The sequence below is a fragment of the Sporosarcina sp. P33 genome (assembly GCF_002077155.1).
GTDB lineage: Bacteria > Bacillota > Bacilli > Bacillales_A > Planococcaceae > Sporosarcina.
In genome coordinates this window covers 409,499-425,886 of the sequence record NZ_CP015027.1, presented here as the reverse complement: position 1 = coordinate 425,886, position 16,388 = coordinate 409,499, and the positions used below count along the sequence as shown (strand labels likewise).

Below are 16,388 nucleotides of genomic sequence, written 5' to 3'. Positions count from 1 at the left end.
TCCTTTACGCTTTTTTCATATTATGTCCCAGTATGTTTAATTTGTCATGATGGCAGGTGTGGAAGCCGGCATGCCTGTTTTACTTTTATTTAGAAAAAAGGAAACTTGATGAAATAGCCGAGCAATACGCAGGCTGTAGTAGAGACAATTACGCCTGGAATCGCAAACAATATATAGCGCCGGATGGTCATGCCGCTCATGCCTGAAACATAGCAGATCAGATGACGCATGCCGGGAAGAAAATAGCCGAATGTTACCGTCCACGAACCATATGTCATAAACCAGCGTTCGATTTTTTGCATGCGCATAGGTGTAAGGAATAAATAATTGCCGAAGCGATGAATCAGCGGCTTGCCAATTTTTCTTCCGAGCATATATGTGAACAAAGTACCGACCATGACGCCGGAAATTGTGAAAAGTATGGTAAACACAAACTGAAATGTACCGGATGAGGCCAAATATCCGGCAAATGCGACAAGTAATTCATCGGGCATAGGCAAGCCGAAAATACCAAGCGCCAAAAAGAAAAATATAGAAAGATAGCCGTACTGCGCGATATATAGCTGCATGTGCTCCATATTCAAAACCTCATTTGCTTAAGATTGCCACTCTCCGATCTTATCACCAACTTGAACATCTGTAAAAGGCAATTCTATTGGTTTGAATGAGTTTTTAGGTTCGATAAATAAAATAACGGTCGATCCAAAGGCGAAATGACCGAAATCCTGTCCTTTTACGCAATCCGTTGCAGAATCTGCAATGCGTATGCTATTCACATTCAATGCGCCGACTTTCACAATTGCTGCTCTTCCAAAATCAGTCGAAAGTTCAGAAATAATCCGGTGATTGGAAGAAAACACATCGCTCTTCAAACGGATCCCTAGGTCGTTGACAGGATAAGAAGTGGAACCAAGCGCATAGCGGTTCGTTAATGTTCCTGAAACGGGGTAGTGAAAGTGATGATAATGCATAGGAGAAAGGTAAAATAAATAATAATAACCGTTTACGTAGGGCGCAGCTTTTTCCGGAGTGCCAAGCAGTGAAGTCAAACTATAAGTCTTGCCTTTTACGGTGAATTTCTGATGCTCATCTATTATTCCGGCATCGCTTAATACACCGTCTACCGGTGAAGTTAATACATTTGCACTTGTTTCGACAGGACGGCTCCCCGCTTTTAATGAACGCGTAAAGAAATCATTCAAACTATTGTAGTGACTGATCGGGTATTCTGCTTCCTGCAGTTGAATACGATAGAAGGAAGCAAACGGTTTGATTAGCGGTTTACTTACCGGTGATGTGGTCAGCCGTTTCAATAAGGAAGAACTGATCGGTGAACCGGTCAATTCAACAAATGATCTAAAAATACGTGTTTTCATCTTTTCATCCTTCCGCTTTAAGACTATAATAGAATAATACATGAGGGGGCCATAATTTGTTTTCATTCAGATATTTTGATTATACTAAACTGAAATTACAATTGGCGAATATTATCACAGTCTTTAATTTAAGTTTGGGAATTATCGCGATCATGCTTGTGCTCAAAGGACACGGCCACATGAGTTTAATGTTTATTTTTTTCGCGGCGTTATTTGATCGTTTTGACGGTATGGTTGCGAGACATTATGACGCGGAATCGGCGTTCGGTAAAGAGCTCGATTCGCTCAGTGATCTAATATCATTTGGTGCAGCGCCTGCTATATTACTCTATGATACCGCGCTGTCGGATACGATGTGGATCGGCGTGTCCGCTGTAATATTTTATATTGTAGCAGGTGCTGTCCGTTTAGCCCGTTATAATGTAGAAGAATTTGATGGCACGTTCTATGGTTTGCCGATAACCGCTGCAGGCGTGCTGCTGACACTGAGCTATTTCGCCGCTCCGTATATTATTGCACCGTATTTTGTGATCTATATGTGTGTTCTTGCGTGGCTGATGGTCAGTCATATCCGTATTGCGAAAGTATAAAGAATGTCTTGCAGTGAAGTTTTCTGCGGGGCTTTTTTTCATTGTAGGAAACTATCACTGTTTCACGAATTCTGTTATGCTTAAGAAAAACAACAAGGAGTGGTCAGTATGTCAGGACCAGCATTAAGACAGCTTCATTCACATAAAGCGATCCATGAAGGCGGTCTGTCCGGCGCCGTGATGAAAACAGAAGATTTGGTTGCGTGTTTAGAACAGGGTGAAACGGATATGATTCTGCAGGCATGTGATCATTTACTGGATTATTGGAAAACACGAGTCATCAGTCATGCAGACGCAGAGGAAGAAGGCTTTTACAAGCAAGTGTTAGAAGAAAAACCTGAACTGGAGAAGGAAATCATCCAGCTGACACGTGATCATGATGTAATGCGGTTACTGGTTCAGGATATTGAAGAATTGCGCGAAGAAGATCCGAAAGTAACCCCGGAAATTATGCAGAAGTTTTATGGGCTCATTGTTGTGAATGAATTACACAGCCGGGAAGAAGAACGATTATTATTCCAATCTTAAAAGACAAAACTAACGAAAGGCGGTGGCGGTCATTCAAAACCCGTTGGACATTTTGGATAAGTATTTTGGCTATTCAGCGTTTCGGGAAGGGCAGCAGCGTGTAATCGATCAGGTGCTGCAGGGGGATGATACTCTGTGTGTCATGCCGACCGGCGGCGGTAAATCGGTCTGTTATCAAGTGCCGGCGCTGGCGATGGAAGGAACGGTCCTGGTCATTTCGCCTTTAATTTCATTAATGAAGGATCAGGTGGATGCATTGCACCAGCTCGGTATTCCTGCGGCTTATATTAACAGTACGCTGTCATCTGAAGAGTATTTCAGTACGATGGACAATGCACTGGAAGGGAAGTACAAGCTGTTGTATGTAGCGCCCGAGCGGCTGGATTCAGAATCATTCCTGAATCAATTACAGCGAATGACGATTCCGTTGATTGCGATTGACGAAGCGCACTGTATTTCGCAATGGGGCCATGATTTCCGGCCGAGCTACCGTAATATCCACCGTATTTTAGATTACTTAGACAACCGTCCGATCATCCTTGCACTGACGGCAACAGCCACACCTGAAGTTCAGGATGACATTTGCCAGCAGCTGTATATCCCGCCTGTCAGCCGCGTCGTGACAGGCTTTGAACGAGACAATCTGGTGTTTTCTGTTGTCAAAGCGCAGGACCGCAATCAATTCGTGAAAGACTATGTAAAGAAAAACAGCAATGAATCCGGAATCATTTACGCAGCTACCCGTAAAGCGGTGGAACAAGTGTATTTGATGCTGGAGAAAAGCGGTATACCAGCCGCGAAGTATCATGCGGGATTACCCGATTATGAACGCCAGCAGCAGCAGGACCGGTTTATCATGGAAGACGCGCGTGTAATGGTTGCGACGAACGCTTTTGGAATGGGAATTGATAAATCCAATATCCGTTACGTCATCCATTATCAGATGCCTAAAAATATGGAAAGTTATTATCAAGAGGCCGGAAGAGCGGGGCGTGACGGACTGGACAGTGACTGTTACCTGCTGTTTTCTTCACAGGATGTATTGACACAGCGTTTCCTCATCGAACAGTCTCCCGATCCTTCGCGTATATCCAATGAAATCAAAAAGATGCAAGTGATGGTTGATTACTGTCACACAGAAGGCTGTCTGCAAAAGCATATCATCACGTATTTTGGTGAGCAGGACGCGGAAGAATGCGGCCGCTGCGGAAATTGCACCGATACACGCGAGCAGTTTGATGTGACCGTGGATACGCAAAAAGTGCTATCCTGTGTCATCAGGATGGGACAGCGTTTCGGCAAGACAATGGTAGCGCAAGTTCTCACAGGCTCCAAAAATAAAAAGCTGCTAGAATGTAACTTTGATCAGCTTTCGACATACGGGCTGATGAAAGGGCGCAATGCGAAAGACGTGGCAGATTTTATCGAATTTTTAATATCTGAGAACTATCTGCAAGTCGAAAGCGGACCATTCCCGACAATTTACGTCGGTGAGGATGGAAAAGACGTCCTGCTTGGAAAGGTAAAAGTCTGGCGCAAAGGCGAAATGGTCACAACTGTAGTTGCGAAAGACGATCCGTTATTCAATGAATTACGGGCAATGCGCCTAAAATTAGCGCAGCAAGCCGGAGTGCCGCCGTTTGTCATTTTCTCTGACAAGACATTGCGCGACATGGTAGCGAAAATGCCGCTGTCCAATGATGAACTGCTGACTGTTCAAGGTGTAGGAGAAACTAAGCTTGAGCGTTACGGGGAAGCATTCCTGAATATTATTCAGTCATTTTCTGCACAGCAGGCATAAAAGAGCCGATTTCATCACACAGGATGAAATCGGCTCTTTTTTATCGTATATTATGAAACAGAACGCGTGGGTCCGGCTGGGCGTGTATCTTTCCGCAGCCCAATTATTGTAAAAAATGCCGCGATCAATAAAATTGCACTTGCCAGCATAAAGGCATGATGGAATTCCAAATCCAGAACGCCAATGGCACTTGATCCAATTACAACCCCAAACGAGAAGAACGCATAGAAAAATCCATAGGCTTTCCCTCTTGTTTCAGGTTCTGTCGAATCAATAAGCAGCGAGTTGATAGATGGAAACAATAAAGCAAACCCAATTCCATAGACAATCATTGCGAGCATCATCATCGATAACTCATCTACCTGTGACAGGAACAGCATACTGCCGCTCATCAGCAGCAGACCGAGCGCCAGTGTCAGCATCGGACGGGCGAAGTCAAATATCCGGTTAACGGGCAGGACGAAGATAAGCACAGCCACCAGACCGAAGACGCTTAAGAGCATGCCCGTCGTTTTTGCGTCAAACTGCAGATGCTCTACTTTGAGCGGAAGCACCAGCGCCAATACTCCCTGAGAGAACATCAGGAAAAACGCGCCGAGAAACGCGCGGATAATTCCGGGATGACGGAAGAATGCAAGTGGATTTGCCGCTTTTTGTTCAGCTGTTTTGACTTTTCTTACGTAGGTGAATGTGCGTAAAAACAAAATAGCTCCAACTGTCAGCACTAGCATGAAAACCCCGTTAATCGCCATGATCGTCACGACACTCGTTTTAACAGAAACAATCCCGCTGTATGCAGGACCGAAAATAGCAGCCAGTCCGACAAATGCGCCTGAAACTGCAGCGCTCCGTCCGCGTTTGGAACGTTCAGAACCATTCGCAAGAAACGTAAACGCAGCAGGTACGATCAATCCTTCTGTCAAACCGTGCAAAAAGCGAATCCCGATCAATGAAGCTGAACCTGAAATCAACCCGTACGCAAACAGTGACAGGGCGGAAGTGAACAGGCCGAATAAAAGAATGTAAAATGGCCCTTTCCGGTCTGTCAGAATGCCGGAAATGATATTACCGAAAATATTTGCGAATGAATAAATACCGACGGACAGCCCGACAATGAAAGCGGAGGACCCGAGTCCGGTTGCAAACGGACTGATGACAGGCAACTGGGAAAATAAATCAAAAAACGAGAAGAAAACGATCAAATAGACAAAGAAACGCATAAAGGATCCCTACTTTACAAATAATTCAACTGCTTTCTATTTTACCATGAATATTTACGAATTGTACGGAACTGCTCAGAGAGAAATGTTCGCAATCTGGGAGTCTACACGGTAAAATGAGAATCGGATATAAAAAGCAAAAGGGGATGAGCCATCTTGACAAAAGAAATTCGGGTAGGAATCGCAGGATACGGAAATTTAGGACGCGGAGTAGAATCCGCCATCAGCCAAAACGAAGATATGAAACTGGTCGGTGTATTCACACGCAGAGAGCCGCAAGACGTGCAATTACTTTCGGAGCAGGTGCCTGTTCATAAGCTGGACGACATCGAATCATTTAAAGATGAAATAGATGTGTTGATTTTATGCGGCGGATCGAAAAATGATCTTCCTGAACAAGGACCGGCACTGGCAAAGCACTTTACAACAGTGGACAGCTACGACACGCACGCTAAAATACCTGAATATTTCGCCGCAGTAGACGAAGCGGCACAGACAGCAGGGACAACAGCGATCATTTCTGTCGGCTGGGATCCTGGTTTATTTTCAATCAATCGTCTGATGGGCGAATCCATTCTTCCTGAAGGGGAAACATACACGTTCTGGGGGAAAGGGCTGAGTCAGGGACATTCTGATGCTGTAAGGCGTGTGGACGGCGTAAAAGCAGGCGTGCAATATACATTACCGTCAGAAAAAGCGATAAACCGAGTACGCAACGGAGAACATCCGGAGCTTTCAACAAAAGACAAACATACCCGCGAATGTTACGTGGTGCTTGAAGAAGGCGCGAGTGAAGATCAGGTTCGTGAAACAATCGTGACGATGCCGGATTATTTTGCGGACTATGATACCACAGTGCATTTCATTACAGAAGAAGAGCTGCGCCGGGATCATGCGAAGATGCCTCACGGCGGATTTGTCATCCGCAGCGGGAATACAGGAAAGCATACCGACCAGGTGATCGAATTTTCACTAAAACTGGACAGCAATCCGGAATTCACGTCCAGCGTCCTGGTCGCTTATGCAAGAGCTGCCTATAAGCTGCAGCAAAAAGGCGATACTGGCGCGAAAACAGTCTACGATATTGCACCTGGACTGCTGTCGCCAAAATCACCGGCTGACATTCGTAAAGAATTGCTGTAAAACACAATGGTTACGTTGAAATGCAGAATGAGGAGGCGGAATTTTTATGAAACTGGATGAAACATTGGAAATGCTGAAGGAATTAACGGACGCACGGGGAATCCCGGGCAATGAACGTGAAGCGCGTGATGTTATGACAAAGCACATCAAACCATACGCAGATGAAATAGATCACGACGGACTCGGCTCACTGATTGCCAGCAAAAATGGCGACGAAAACGGACCAAAGATTATGATTGCCGGTCACTTGGACGAAGTCGGCTTCATGCTGACACGAATAGATGACAAGGGCTTCATTTACTTCCAGACAGTGGGCGGCTGGTGGTCACAGGTCATGCTTGCGCAGCGCGTGTCCATCGTTACACGTTCAGGTGAGACGATTACAGGAGTCATCGGTTCAAAGCCGCCGCATATCCTGACACCGGAAGCGCGCAAAAAGCCTGTCGATATAAAAGATATGTTCATCGACGCAGGCGCTCAGTCAAAAGAAGAAGTGCTTTCATGGGGCGTTGCGCCGGGTGATATGATTGTGCCGTATTTCGAATTCACCGTGATGAAGAACGAAAATTATCTGCTGGCAAAAGCATGGGATAACCGTATTGGCTGTGCCATTGCAATTGAAGTAATGAAGCGGCTGAAAGAGGAAAAACACCCGAACCGCCTGTACAGTGTAGGAGCAATTCAGGAAGAAGTCGGCCTGCGCGGTGCAAAAACAGCTACGAATAAAATTCAGCCGGATATCGGTTTTGCGGTGGATGTCGGCATTGCAGGAGATACACCGGGCGTCACGGCTAAAGAATCAGTCGGAACAATGGGGGAAGGACCGCAAATCCTGCTATACGATGCATCGATGGTGTCGCATAGAGGATTGCGCAATTTTGTTGTAGACACAGCCGAAGAGCTGAACATCCCTTATCAATTCGCAACGATGTCAGGCGGAGGAACGGATGCGGGATCCATTCACTTAAGCGGAACGGGAATTCCCACACTCGCTATCTGTATTCCGACTCGCTACATTCACAGCCACGCGGCGATGCTTCACCGGGAGGACTTCGAGAATACAGTCAAACTGCTTGTCGAAATCGTAAAGCGCCTGGATGCGGACACTGTAAAAACGATCACATTTGAATAAAATTTATTCCTTGCAGCGGTGCTTGACAGGCATCGCTGTTTTTTTAATGTAATAATGCAAAAAGTTATAAAAATTCATTTGACTTCATAAATATACATATGTATACTAATGCATACATACTTTAAATGGATGGCAGGGGAATATAAAATGGTAAAGACTAATCAAACAAATACGTTACTAGAAAAAGACAGCTTAAAAGGACGCGACTTTTTAACTTTACTGGATTATTCAAGTGAAGAAATCGCATATTTGCTGCAACTGGCTTATGATATGAAACAAGATACACTGGCTGGGAAAACTTCAGATATTTTGGCAGGCAAAACATTAGGAATGATTTTCGAGAAAAACTCGACCCGTACACGAATTTCATTTGAAGTGGGAATGATTCAATTAGGCGGGCACGGCCTGTTTATGAATGCGCGTGACCTGCAGATCGGGCGCGGCGAATCTGTTTCAGATACAGGAAAAGTTTTTTCTGAGTTCCTGGACGGCGTTATGATCCGTGCGAAGTCACATAAAATGGTGGAAGAGCTGGCGGAACATACTTCCGTGCCGGTGATTAATGGATTGACGGATATTTTCCACCCTTGTCAGGCGATGGCAGATCTGCTGACGATTAAAGAAGTGAAAGGCGATCTGAAAGGGTTGAAACTTTCTTATATTGGAGACGGCAACAATGTTGCGCATTCATTAGTTATTGCGGGCGCGCACATGGGCATGCACGTTTCTGTCGCTACACCAAAAGGGTATGAATACAATGCGGACTTGCTTGAAAAAGCGAAGAACATCGCGGATTCAACTGGCGGAAGTGTCACAGCAACATATGATCCTGTGGAATCTGCCGCTGATGCAGATGCAATCTATACCGATGTATGGACGAGTATGGGACAGGAAGAGGAAACTGCAAAACGCCTGATAGACTTTAAAGATTTCCAAATTAATGATCAGCTGGTTGGTCATGCGAAAAAAGATTACGTGTTCTTGCACTGTCTGCCGGCACATCGTGAAGAAGAAGTCTCGGCTTCTGTAATTGACGGAAACAATTCTTACGTATTCCAGCAGGCAGGCAATCGTCTGCATGCACAAAAAGCGATTCTCGCTTCTCTATTATAATGGATCCGCTGCTTTCCCTTCTGATGGGAAAGCAGTTTTTTTATGCGCAGCCATTCATTCATTTGCTATACTTTAGAATACAAATGCGAAGGAGGGAACTATTTGATTACATATCTGCTGGTTTTTCTTGCGGGCGCAGCACCGGGATTTGAGGTGCTGGTGGCGGTGCCGTTCGGGATTTTGCGCGGCATGAATCCTGTAGCCGCTGTCCTAACAGGTTTTGCAGGAAATGCTCTGACGATACTGCTGGAGATTATGATTTTCCAAAAGTTAAAAGAATGGTGGGAAAGCAGAAAGAAAACGGATGTGAAGACACGATCAAAACGCACTGCCCGTGCAGAACGTATTTGGCAGCGATACGGCATTCCCGGACTTGCGCTGTTGGGTCCTGTGCTGATCGGCTCTCATCTCGCGGCCTTTCTCGCACTTGCATTAGGCACATCTAAATCTCGAACAGCGTTTTGGCTGCTGATCAGTCTTGTTATCTGGTCTGTCGTCTTTGCTGTACTGACCGTCATAGGGGTAGATGCATTCTTTTGGACCCGTCAAAAATTAGCATAAATGATCAGCCAATATTTTGTGTAGACAGAATAGTTTGAAAACGTGTATACTATATTCAGAAAGTAACTTGCAGATTCATATAGTCAGATAACCGCGCATAGAGTACACCCTGAGAACCAGTCCTGCTGCGCAAAGATTTCATTGAAACGTTTCGTACAAGCCGTGGATTACGCACAATGGATTGATGATTTCACTTACAAGGGAGCGGATGGATATGATGCAAACACCACTGATTCTATCTACATTTATTACTAGGGCGGAACGGTTTTTCCCGGATAAGATGATCATTTCCCGGACAGGGGAGCAGACGATACAGCGCTTTACGTATCGTGAATGGGCAAAGCGGACACGCAAGCTGTCAAATGCACTGACGCAATTAGGAATGGAGCATGGAACGAAAGTAGGCACATTCGCCTGGAATCATCACCGCCATCTCGAAGCGTATTTTGCAGTGCCTTGTACAGGTGCCGTCCTGCATATGATCAATATCCGGCTGTCACCTGAACATATCGTCTATATTATCAATCATGCAGAAGATGAAATTTTGCTGGTTGATGAAGAGTTTTTCCCGCATCTGGAGAAGATGGCGCCGATGTTACAGACGGTGAAGCATTTCGTCATTATGAGTGACAGTAAAACGCTTCCGGAGACTTCGCTTGAAAACGTCCATTCCTATGAAGCGCTGCTTGAAAATGCATCGGATGAATACGACTACCCTAATGATCTGGATGAAAATACTCCGGCCGGATTATGTTATACATCCGCTACGACAGGCCTGCCTAAAGGAGTCATCTATACACACCGCGGATTAGTTCTGCATAGTTACGCTCTTGGGTTAGCAGACGCTATGGGGCTATGCGAACGTGATGTTGCGATGGCTGTTGTACCGATGTTTCACGTCAATGCATGGGGGATCCCATTTGCGGGTGTGTTTTACGGTACTACACAAGTATTGCCGGGCCCAGGATTTAATCCCGCTGTGCTGCTCGATTTGATTGAGAGTGAGAAAGTGACAATCACAGCAGGCGTACCCACGATCTGGCTTGCGGTTCTGAAAGAGCTGCAGCAAAATCCGCGGGATATTTCGTCATTGCGTGTCATCGTATGCGGCGGCTCTGCATCACCTAAAGGGCTGATTCATGCGTTTGAAGAGAAGTACAATATTCCATTCGTCGTGGGCTACGGTATGACAGAAACAACACCGCTCGTCAGTTTATCCGTACTGACTTCCTCGATGGACAATTTGACGGCGGACGAGCGGATCGATATGCGTTCGCTGCAGGGTCTTGTGATGCCGGGCCTTGATATCCGTGTGATCAATGAGAACGGCGAAGTGCCGTGGGACGGACAGACAATGGGCGAATTGACTGTCAGGGGCCCTTGGATTGCGAGCGAATATTACAAGGATGAGCGAACGGAAGAGGCGTTTAAAGACGGCTGGCTATACACAGGCGATATTGCAGTTATGACCGAAGAAGGCTATCTGAAACTGACAGACCGTACGAAGGATTTGATTAAGAGCGGCGGAGAATGGATCTCTTCTGTTGATTTGGAGAATGCTTTGATGTCACATGAGGATGTCTATGAGGCGGCCGTAATAGCGGTACCCCATGAGAAATGGATGGAACGCCCGCTTGCCTGCGTAGTCCTGAATGAAAATGTGGCGGAAGATGAAGCGAAGAAGCAGGAGCTGAAAGACTCGCTGAAAGGGCAGTTTGCCAGCTGGTGGATTCCGGATGAAATTTTATTTGTCAAGGAGATTCCGAAGACTTCTGTGGGGAAATTTCTGAAAGCTGCTTTACGCGATCAGCTGAAGGAACATTACAGCCGAAACTGACCGCGCGGTAAAAAGAGAAGCATTATCAGGAAACTTACACTTACACGGACTACAAACCAGCATCTGTAACTGTCATACCGGCTCATACGCAAGAAAATCAAAATCCCTTCACTGGAATATACAGTTGAAGGGATTTTTCTTTGGGTCTGTACATTTATTGTGCCTTGGCGAATGCCTGTGACAGTTCATTAGTCATTACTTCTTTTTCTTTTTCGTCTGCACGCTTCCAAAGCTGTTCGAAAAAGACACCCAGTCCCGGCAATAAGTGTTCTTCACCGCGCTGTATGGCATCGTCAATGACACCTCGTACGTCAGCAGCGCTATTATTTGTCATGTTTGCTGAAATTGCATCACGTATTTGAAAATCCATTGTAATCAGCCTCCTCTAGTCGCATCTTTTCCACAAAAGTCGCTAAATATACGCTGATTTGGTACACTAAAAAGAAAAAAAGGATGTACAGCCTCTTGAATAAACGAATTGAATCGACTCAAAACTCTTTAGTAAAACATTGGAAAAAACTTGTGACGGCAAGGAAAGAACGGGATCAGACGAAAGAGTTTCTCGTCGAAGGTTTTCACCTCGTAGAAGAAGCAATCAAACAGTCCGATCTGGTCATTCAATTGCTGGTTCGCGAAGATATCGATATTCCGCCGCACTGGGACGCGCCAATTATTGAATTAACAGCCGCTGTCGCAAAGGAAATTTCAGAAACTGAACAAACGCAAGGAGTGTTTGCCTATTGCAGACAGCCGCAATATGATGAAGCGGATCAAAGCCAGTGGAAGCGCCTTTTATTAATTGATGCGGTGCAGGATCCCGGAAACATCGGGACGATGATCCGCACAGCAGACGCGGCAGGACTTGATGCGGTAATTTTAGGAAAAGGCTGTGCAGATCCGTTCAATCCAAAAACAGTCCGTTCCGCGCAAGGCTCTCATTTCCATATACCTGTCGTGCGCGAAGAACTGGCTGTGTGGGTGGAGCGTGCAAAAAGCAATGACACGCCGATTATCGGTACGGGTTTACAGGAAGCAGTCTCTTTAAAGGAGCTGCCGGCACAATCTTCATTTGCGCTGCTCGTTGGAAACGAAGGAAGCGGGGTAGATCCGCAGTTATTGTCTCAGGCGGATCATGTAGTAAAAATTCCTTTATACGGCCAGGCAGAATCGCTGAATGTAGCTGTTGCAGCAGGCATTTTGCTGTACACACTGCGCGGGTGATCAGATCACTATTGAAGGCATAATCGTTTTACGGTATACTAGAAAGCGAATCAAAGAAACAGCGATGACCGGGAAAAGTAGATGGCAAGACACGTTATCAGGGATTTTACACCACGACTGAAAGTGTGAAAAACGCTGCTCCATCGAAGTTCACCCCGCGAGCTGCACGCTTGGACCAAACATGTAAAGGCGTGCCGGCAAAGGACCGTTATTCCAATTCAAGTGATTTTGCATCTTCTTTGTTGATGCAAACTAATCAGGGTGGTACCGCGAAATTCAACCTCGTCCCTTTTATAGGGGCGAGTTTTTTGTTTTTCAGAAACTTTATGACTGAAAAGCGGCCGCTGCTGAAATGGAGAGAGGAGCTAGTAAAGATGAAAGAACAGCTGCATGAACTGAAAGAACAAGTACTGCTGAAAATCAAAGAATCCAATACGGTTAAAGAGCTGAATGATGTACGCGTAGCCTACCTTGGAAAAAAGGGGCCGATTACCGATTTATTAAAAGGAATGGGTAAACTGCCGGCTGAAGAACGTCCGAAAATGGGTGCGCTCGTCAATGAAATCCGTGAAAGTGTAACGGCTTTCTTGGAAGAACGCAAAGAAACTCTCGAACAGCAGGCAATCAAAGAACAGCTGGAGAAAGAATCAATCGATGTTACTTTACCGGGCCGCCCCGTAGAACTTGGCAATCATCATCCGCTGACACGCGTCGTCGAGGAAATCGAAGACTTCTTTATCAGTATGGGCTATGAAATTGCGGAAGGTCCTGAAGTGGAAAAAGATTATTACAACTTTGAAGCATTGAACTTGCCAAAAGGTCATCCGGCGCGGGATATGCAGGATTCCTTCTATATTACAGAGGATATTCTTTTGCGCACTCATACTTCACCTGTTCAGGCGCGGACGATGGAAGCAAAAGACGGTGCTGCGATCAAGATCATTTGCCCGGGTAAAGTGTATCGGCGTGATTCGGATGACGCGACACACTCCCATCAGTTCACACAAATTGAAGGGCTTGTCGTTGGCGAAAATATCCGCATGAGTGACTTGAAAGGAACGCTTGATCTGTTGGCGAAGAAGTTATTCGGAGCAGAGCGTGAAATTCGTTTGCGTCCAAGTTTCTTCCCATTTACGGAGCCTTCCGTTGAGATGGATATTTCCTGCTTCAAATGCGGCGGCTCAGGCTGTAACGTTTGTAAGAAAACAGGCTGGATCGAAATTTTAGGCGCAGGAATGGTGCACCCGAACGTACTGAAAATGGCTGGATACAATCCGGAAGAAGTTACCGGTTTTGCGTTCGGCATGGGGCCTGAGCGTATTGCGATGTTAAAATACGGAGTGGAAGATATTCGTCATTTCTATACAAATGACATTCGGTTTATTTCACAATTCCACCGGTCAGAGGCATAAGGAGGAATACTGATGTTAGTATCAACAAATTGGTTAAGCAGCTATGTAGATTGGAATGAACTTTCCGTAGAGGATTTGGCGGAAAAGATTACGCGTGCCGGCATCGAAGTAGACGGTATTATTGACCGCTCATTTGAGATGGACAATATTGTCATCGGACACGTAACGGATTGTGTGAAACATCCGGAAGCGGATAAACTTCACATTTGTCAGGTGGATGTAGGCGGCGAAATTACACAGATCATCTGTGGAGCGCCGAATATTGCGGAAGGCCAAAAAGTAATTGTAGCACGCCCTGGAGCAGTGCTGCCGGGCGGAATGAAAATCAAAAAAGCAAAATTGCGCGGCGAAGAATCAAACGGGATGATCTGTTCATTGCAGGAACTTGGCATAGAAGGGAAACTCGTTCCGAAAGCGTATGCGGAAGGCATTTATGTGCTGCCGAATGATGTGCGTGCGGGAGACAGCGCATTGACTCACCTCGGACTGTATGACCGCATCCTGGAATTTGATTTAACGCCAAACCGTTCTGATGCATTAAGTATGCTCGGTGTTGCGTACGAGGTAGGGGCTATTTTGTCAAAAGACATCAAGCTGCCTGAGATTTCTTACGAAGCATCTGCAGAAAAAGCGCAGGATTGGCTGAAGCTTTCTGTAGAGGCGCCTGAAGATAATCCGATGTATGCAGCGAAAGTAGTGAAGAATGTCAAAGTCGCGGAATCCCCGCAGTGGCTGCAAAACACCCTGATGTCAGCAGGCATTCGTCCGCATAACAACATTGTTGACATTACGAACTTTGTATTGATGGAATATGGCCAGCCGCTTCATGCTTTTGACTATGACCGCTTGGAAACAAAAGAAATTGTTGTCCGTCATGCAAAAAAAGATGAAAAAATGATCACGCTTGATCAGACTGAGCGCACTTTGAATGAACGTCAGCTGGTCATTACAAATGGCAAAGAGCCGGTAGCACTTGCGGGTGTTATGGGCGGAGCGAATTCAGAAGTGTACGAAGGCACAACAACAGTCGTCATCGAATCGGCATACTTTGCGCCTGGTTCTGTTCGCCAGACATCCAAAGAAGTGGGCTTGCGAAGCGATGCGAGTACACGCTTTGAAAAAGGTGTGGATCCTAATCGAGTGGAAGCGGCAGCGGAGCGTGCTGCACAATTAATGGCAGAGCTCGCAGGCGGGGAAGTGCTTGCCGGTTCAGTTGTATTTGACGAGCTGGATAAGTCATCAGAAAAAATTATCCTGTCACCGGATTACGTAAATAATCGTCTTGGCATGAAAATTCCGATGGATGAAATGAAATCGATTATGGAACGTCTGCAAATTCCCACTGAAGCAATCAACGGTCAGCTCGTAATGGATATTCCGACCAGACGTCAGGATCTGAAAATTAAAGAAGATATGATTGAAGAAATTGCACGCCTGTATGGATATGATGAAATCCCGAAAACATTGCCGGTAGCAGAAAGCAGACCGGGCGGCTTGACACCTTACCAGTCTAAGCGCCGCATAGTCCGCAGATACCTTGAAGCAGCGGGTCTTTCTCAGGCATTGACTTACTCACTTTCTTCACCGAAAGATGCACAAGCTTTCGCGCTCGAGACAGCGCCGGTTACAAAATTGCTTATGCCGATGAGCGAAGAGCGCAGTGTTCTTCGTCAAAGTCTGATTCCTCATCTTTTGGATGCAGCGACGTATAACGTGGCGCGCCGTAATGAATCGGTTGCGCTGTACGAAACGGGATCTGTATTCTTAGGGATTGAGGAAGACGGTCTGCCAAAAGAAGTGGAGCATGTGGCTGCAGTGCTGACAGGGAAATGGGTTCAGCATGCTTGGCAAGGTGAAACGAAAAAAGTTGATTTCTTCGTGATGAAAGGAATCGTCGAAGGACTGTTTAAACAGTTAGGACTGCTTGAACGTATTCAATTTACAAAAGCTGCGATGGAGCAAATGCATCCGGGCCGTACTGCAACAGTCTGGCTTGATGATACCGCTGTCGGAATCATTGGTCAGGTTCACCCGACTGTACAGAACCAGCGGGACTTGCAGGAAACGTACGTAATGGAATTGAATTTGCGGGTGATTATGGAAACCGCCACAGAAGAACTTTTATATGAAGCGGTGCCACGCTATCCGTCTATTTCACGTGATATTGCGTTAGTTGTCGACCGTGATACAACGTCCGCAAATCTTGAGAAAATTATTCGACGAGCGGGCGGAAAACTATTGAAACAAGTTCAGCTGTTTGACTTGTATGAAGGAAAGAATGTGGAGGAAGGAACGAAATCTCTTGCATTCTCGTTAACCTACTTCGATCCGGAACGTACGCTGACGGATGAAGAAGTTGTCAATGCTCACAATAAAGTGCTGGATGCGCTGACTGTACAAGCTAACGCTCAATTGCGGTCATAAGTAAACAAGCAGCCTGCAAATTTAGTTTTC

At 45.8% G+C, this 16,388-nt stretch carries 15 protein-coding genes and 1 other annotated feature; of the genes, 11 read left to right on the top strand and 4 right to left on the bottom strand.

All coding sequences use genetic code 11. From position 1 onward, the window contains the following. Positions 1-89: 89 nt before the first annotated feature. Complete coding sequence (locus SporoP33_RS02045) at positions 90-578, bottom strand: DedA family protein (RefSeq protein WP_081242199.1); 489 nt, start codon at positions 576-578, stop codon at positions 90-92. Positions 579-596: 18 nt separating this feature from the next. Further along, complete coding sequence (gene asd / locus SporoP33_RS02040; RefSeq protein WP_196796833.1) at positions 597-1,376, bottom strand: archaetidylserine decarboxylase; 780 nt, start codon at positions 1,374-1,376, stop codon at positions 597-599. Between the two features lie 56 nt (positions 1,377-1,432). Here asd and pssA point away from each other — a divergent pair, with 56 nt between their 5' ends. The 3 genes from pssA to recQ all read left to right on the top strand — a co-directional run bounded on the left by pssA (position 1,433) and on the right by recQ (position 4,295). Then, positions 1,433-1,966, top strand: a complete 534-nt coding sequence (gene pssA / locus SporoP33_RS02035) for a CDP-diacylglycerol--serine O-phosphatidyltransferase (protein WP_081242197.1) — start codon at positions 1,433-1,435, stop codon at positions 1,964-1,966. A 108-nt stretch (positions 1,967-2,074) separates the two neighbouring features. Continuing rightward, positions 2,075-2,494: a hemerythrin domain-containing protein gene (locus tag SporoP33_RS02030; RefSeq protein WP_081242196.1), complete on the top strand. Its 420-nt coding sequence runs from the start codon at positions 2,075-2,077 to the stop codon at positions 2,492-2,494. 31 nt (positions 2,495-2,525) lie between these two features. Further along, positions 2,526-4,295 carry a DNA helicase RecQ gene (gene recQ, locus SporoP33_RS02025; RefSeq protein WP_369821962.1) on the top strand — a complete coding sequence of 590 codons (1,770 nt, stop codon included), beginning with the start codon at positions 2,526-2,528 and terminating at the stop codon, positions 4,293-4,295. Between the two features lie 50 nt (positions 4,296-4,345). Here recQ and SporoP33_RS02020 read toward each other — a convergent pair whose 3' ends face one another. Then, a complete protein-coding gene (locus SporoP33_RS02020) occupies positions 4,346-5,515 on the bottom strand; it encodes an MFS transporter (RefSeq protein ID WP_081242194.1) in 1,170 nt (389 codons plus the stop codon). Positions 5,516-5,671: 156 nt separating this feature from the next. Between SporoP33_RS02020 and SporoP33_RS02015 the strand changes: the two genes are divergently transcribed. The 5 genes from SporoP33_RS02015 to SporoP33_RS01995 all read left to right on the top strand — a co-directional run bounded on the left by SporoP33_RS02015 (position 5,672) and on the right by SporoP33_RS01995 (position 11,301). After that, the gene (locus SporoP33_RS02015; protein ID WP_081242193.1) at positions 5,672-6,658 is read left to right on the top strand and encodes a diaminopimelate dehydrogenase; all 987 of its coding nucleotides are present in this window, start codon (positions 5,672-5,674) and stop codon (positions 6,656-6,658) included. Between the two features lie 46 nt (positions 6,659-6,704). Next, entirely contained in the window at positions 6,705-7,790 is a 1,086-nt protein-coding gene (locus SporoP33_RS02010) for a M42 family metallopeptidase (protein WP_081242192.1), read from the top strand. Between the two features lie 147 nt (positions 7,791-7,937). Beyond that, a complete protein-coding gene (gene argF, locus SporoP33_RS02005; RefSeq protein WP_081242191.1) occupies positions 7,938-8,903 on the top strand; it encodes an ornithine carbamoyltransferase in 966 nt (321 codons plus the stop codon). A 102-nt stretch (positions 8,904-9,005) separates the two neighbouring features. Beyond that, positions 9,006-9,464 (top strand): small multi-drug export protein, encoded by a 459-nt coding sequence (locus SporoP33_RS02000; RefSeq protein ID WP_081242190.1) that lies wholly within the window; start codon positions 9,006-9,008, stop codon positions 9,462-9,464. A 214-nt stretch (positions 9,465-9,678) separates the two neighbouring features. Next, on the top strand, positions 9,679-11,301 hold the full coding sequence (locus tag SporoP33_RS01995; RefSeq protein ID WP_081242189.1) for a long-chain fatty acid--CoA ligase: 1,623 nt from the start codon (positions 9,679-9,681) through the stop codon (positions 11,299-11,301). Positions 11,302-11,455: 154 nt separating this feature from the next. Here the strand turns inward: SporoP33_RS01995 and sspI are convergent, their stop codons facing one another. Next, positions 11,456-11,671, bottom strand: a complete 216-nt coding sequence (gene sspI / locus SporoP33_RS01990; RefSeq protein ID WP_081242188.1) for a small acid-soluble spore protein SspI — start codon at positions 11,669-11,671, stop codon at positions 11,456-11,458. Positions 11,672-11,754: 83 nt separating this feature from the next. Between sspI and SporoP33_RS01985 the strand changes: the two genes are divergently transcribed. From SporoP33_RS01985 to pheT, 3 genes are all read left to right on the top strand, one after another. Then, a complete protein-coding gene (locus SporoP33_RS01985; protein WP_081242187.1) occupies positions 11,755-12,522 on the top strand; it encodes a TrmH family RNA methyltransferase in 768 nt (255 codons plus the stop codon). 55 nt (positions 12,523-12,577) lie between these two features. Then, positions 12,578-12,815, top strand: a binding site (T-box leader). Between the two features lie 81 nt (positions 12,816-12,896). Next, entirely contained in the window at positions 12,897-13,934 is a 1,038-nt protein-coding gene (gene pheS / locus SporoP33_RS01980) for a phenylalanine--tRNA ligase subunit alpha (RefSeq protein ID WP_081244722.1), read from the top strand. 12 nt (positions 13,935-13,946) lie between these two features. After that, entirely contained in the window at positions 13,947-16,358 is a 2,412-nt protein-coding gene (pheT, locus tag SporoP33_RS01975) for a phenylalanine--tRNA ligase subunit beta (protein ID WP_081242186.1), read from the top strand. Positions 16,359-16,388 lie beyond the last annotated feature (30 nt).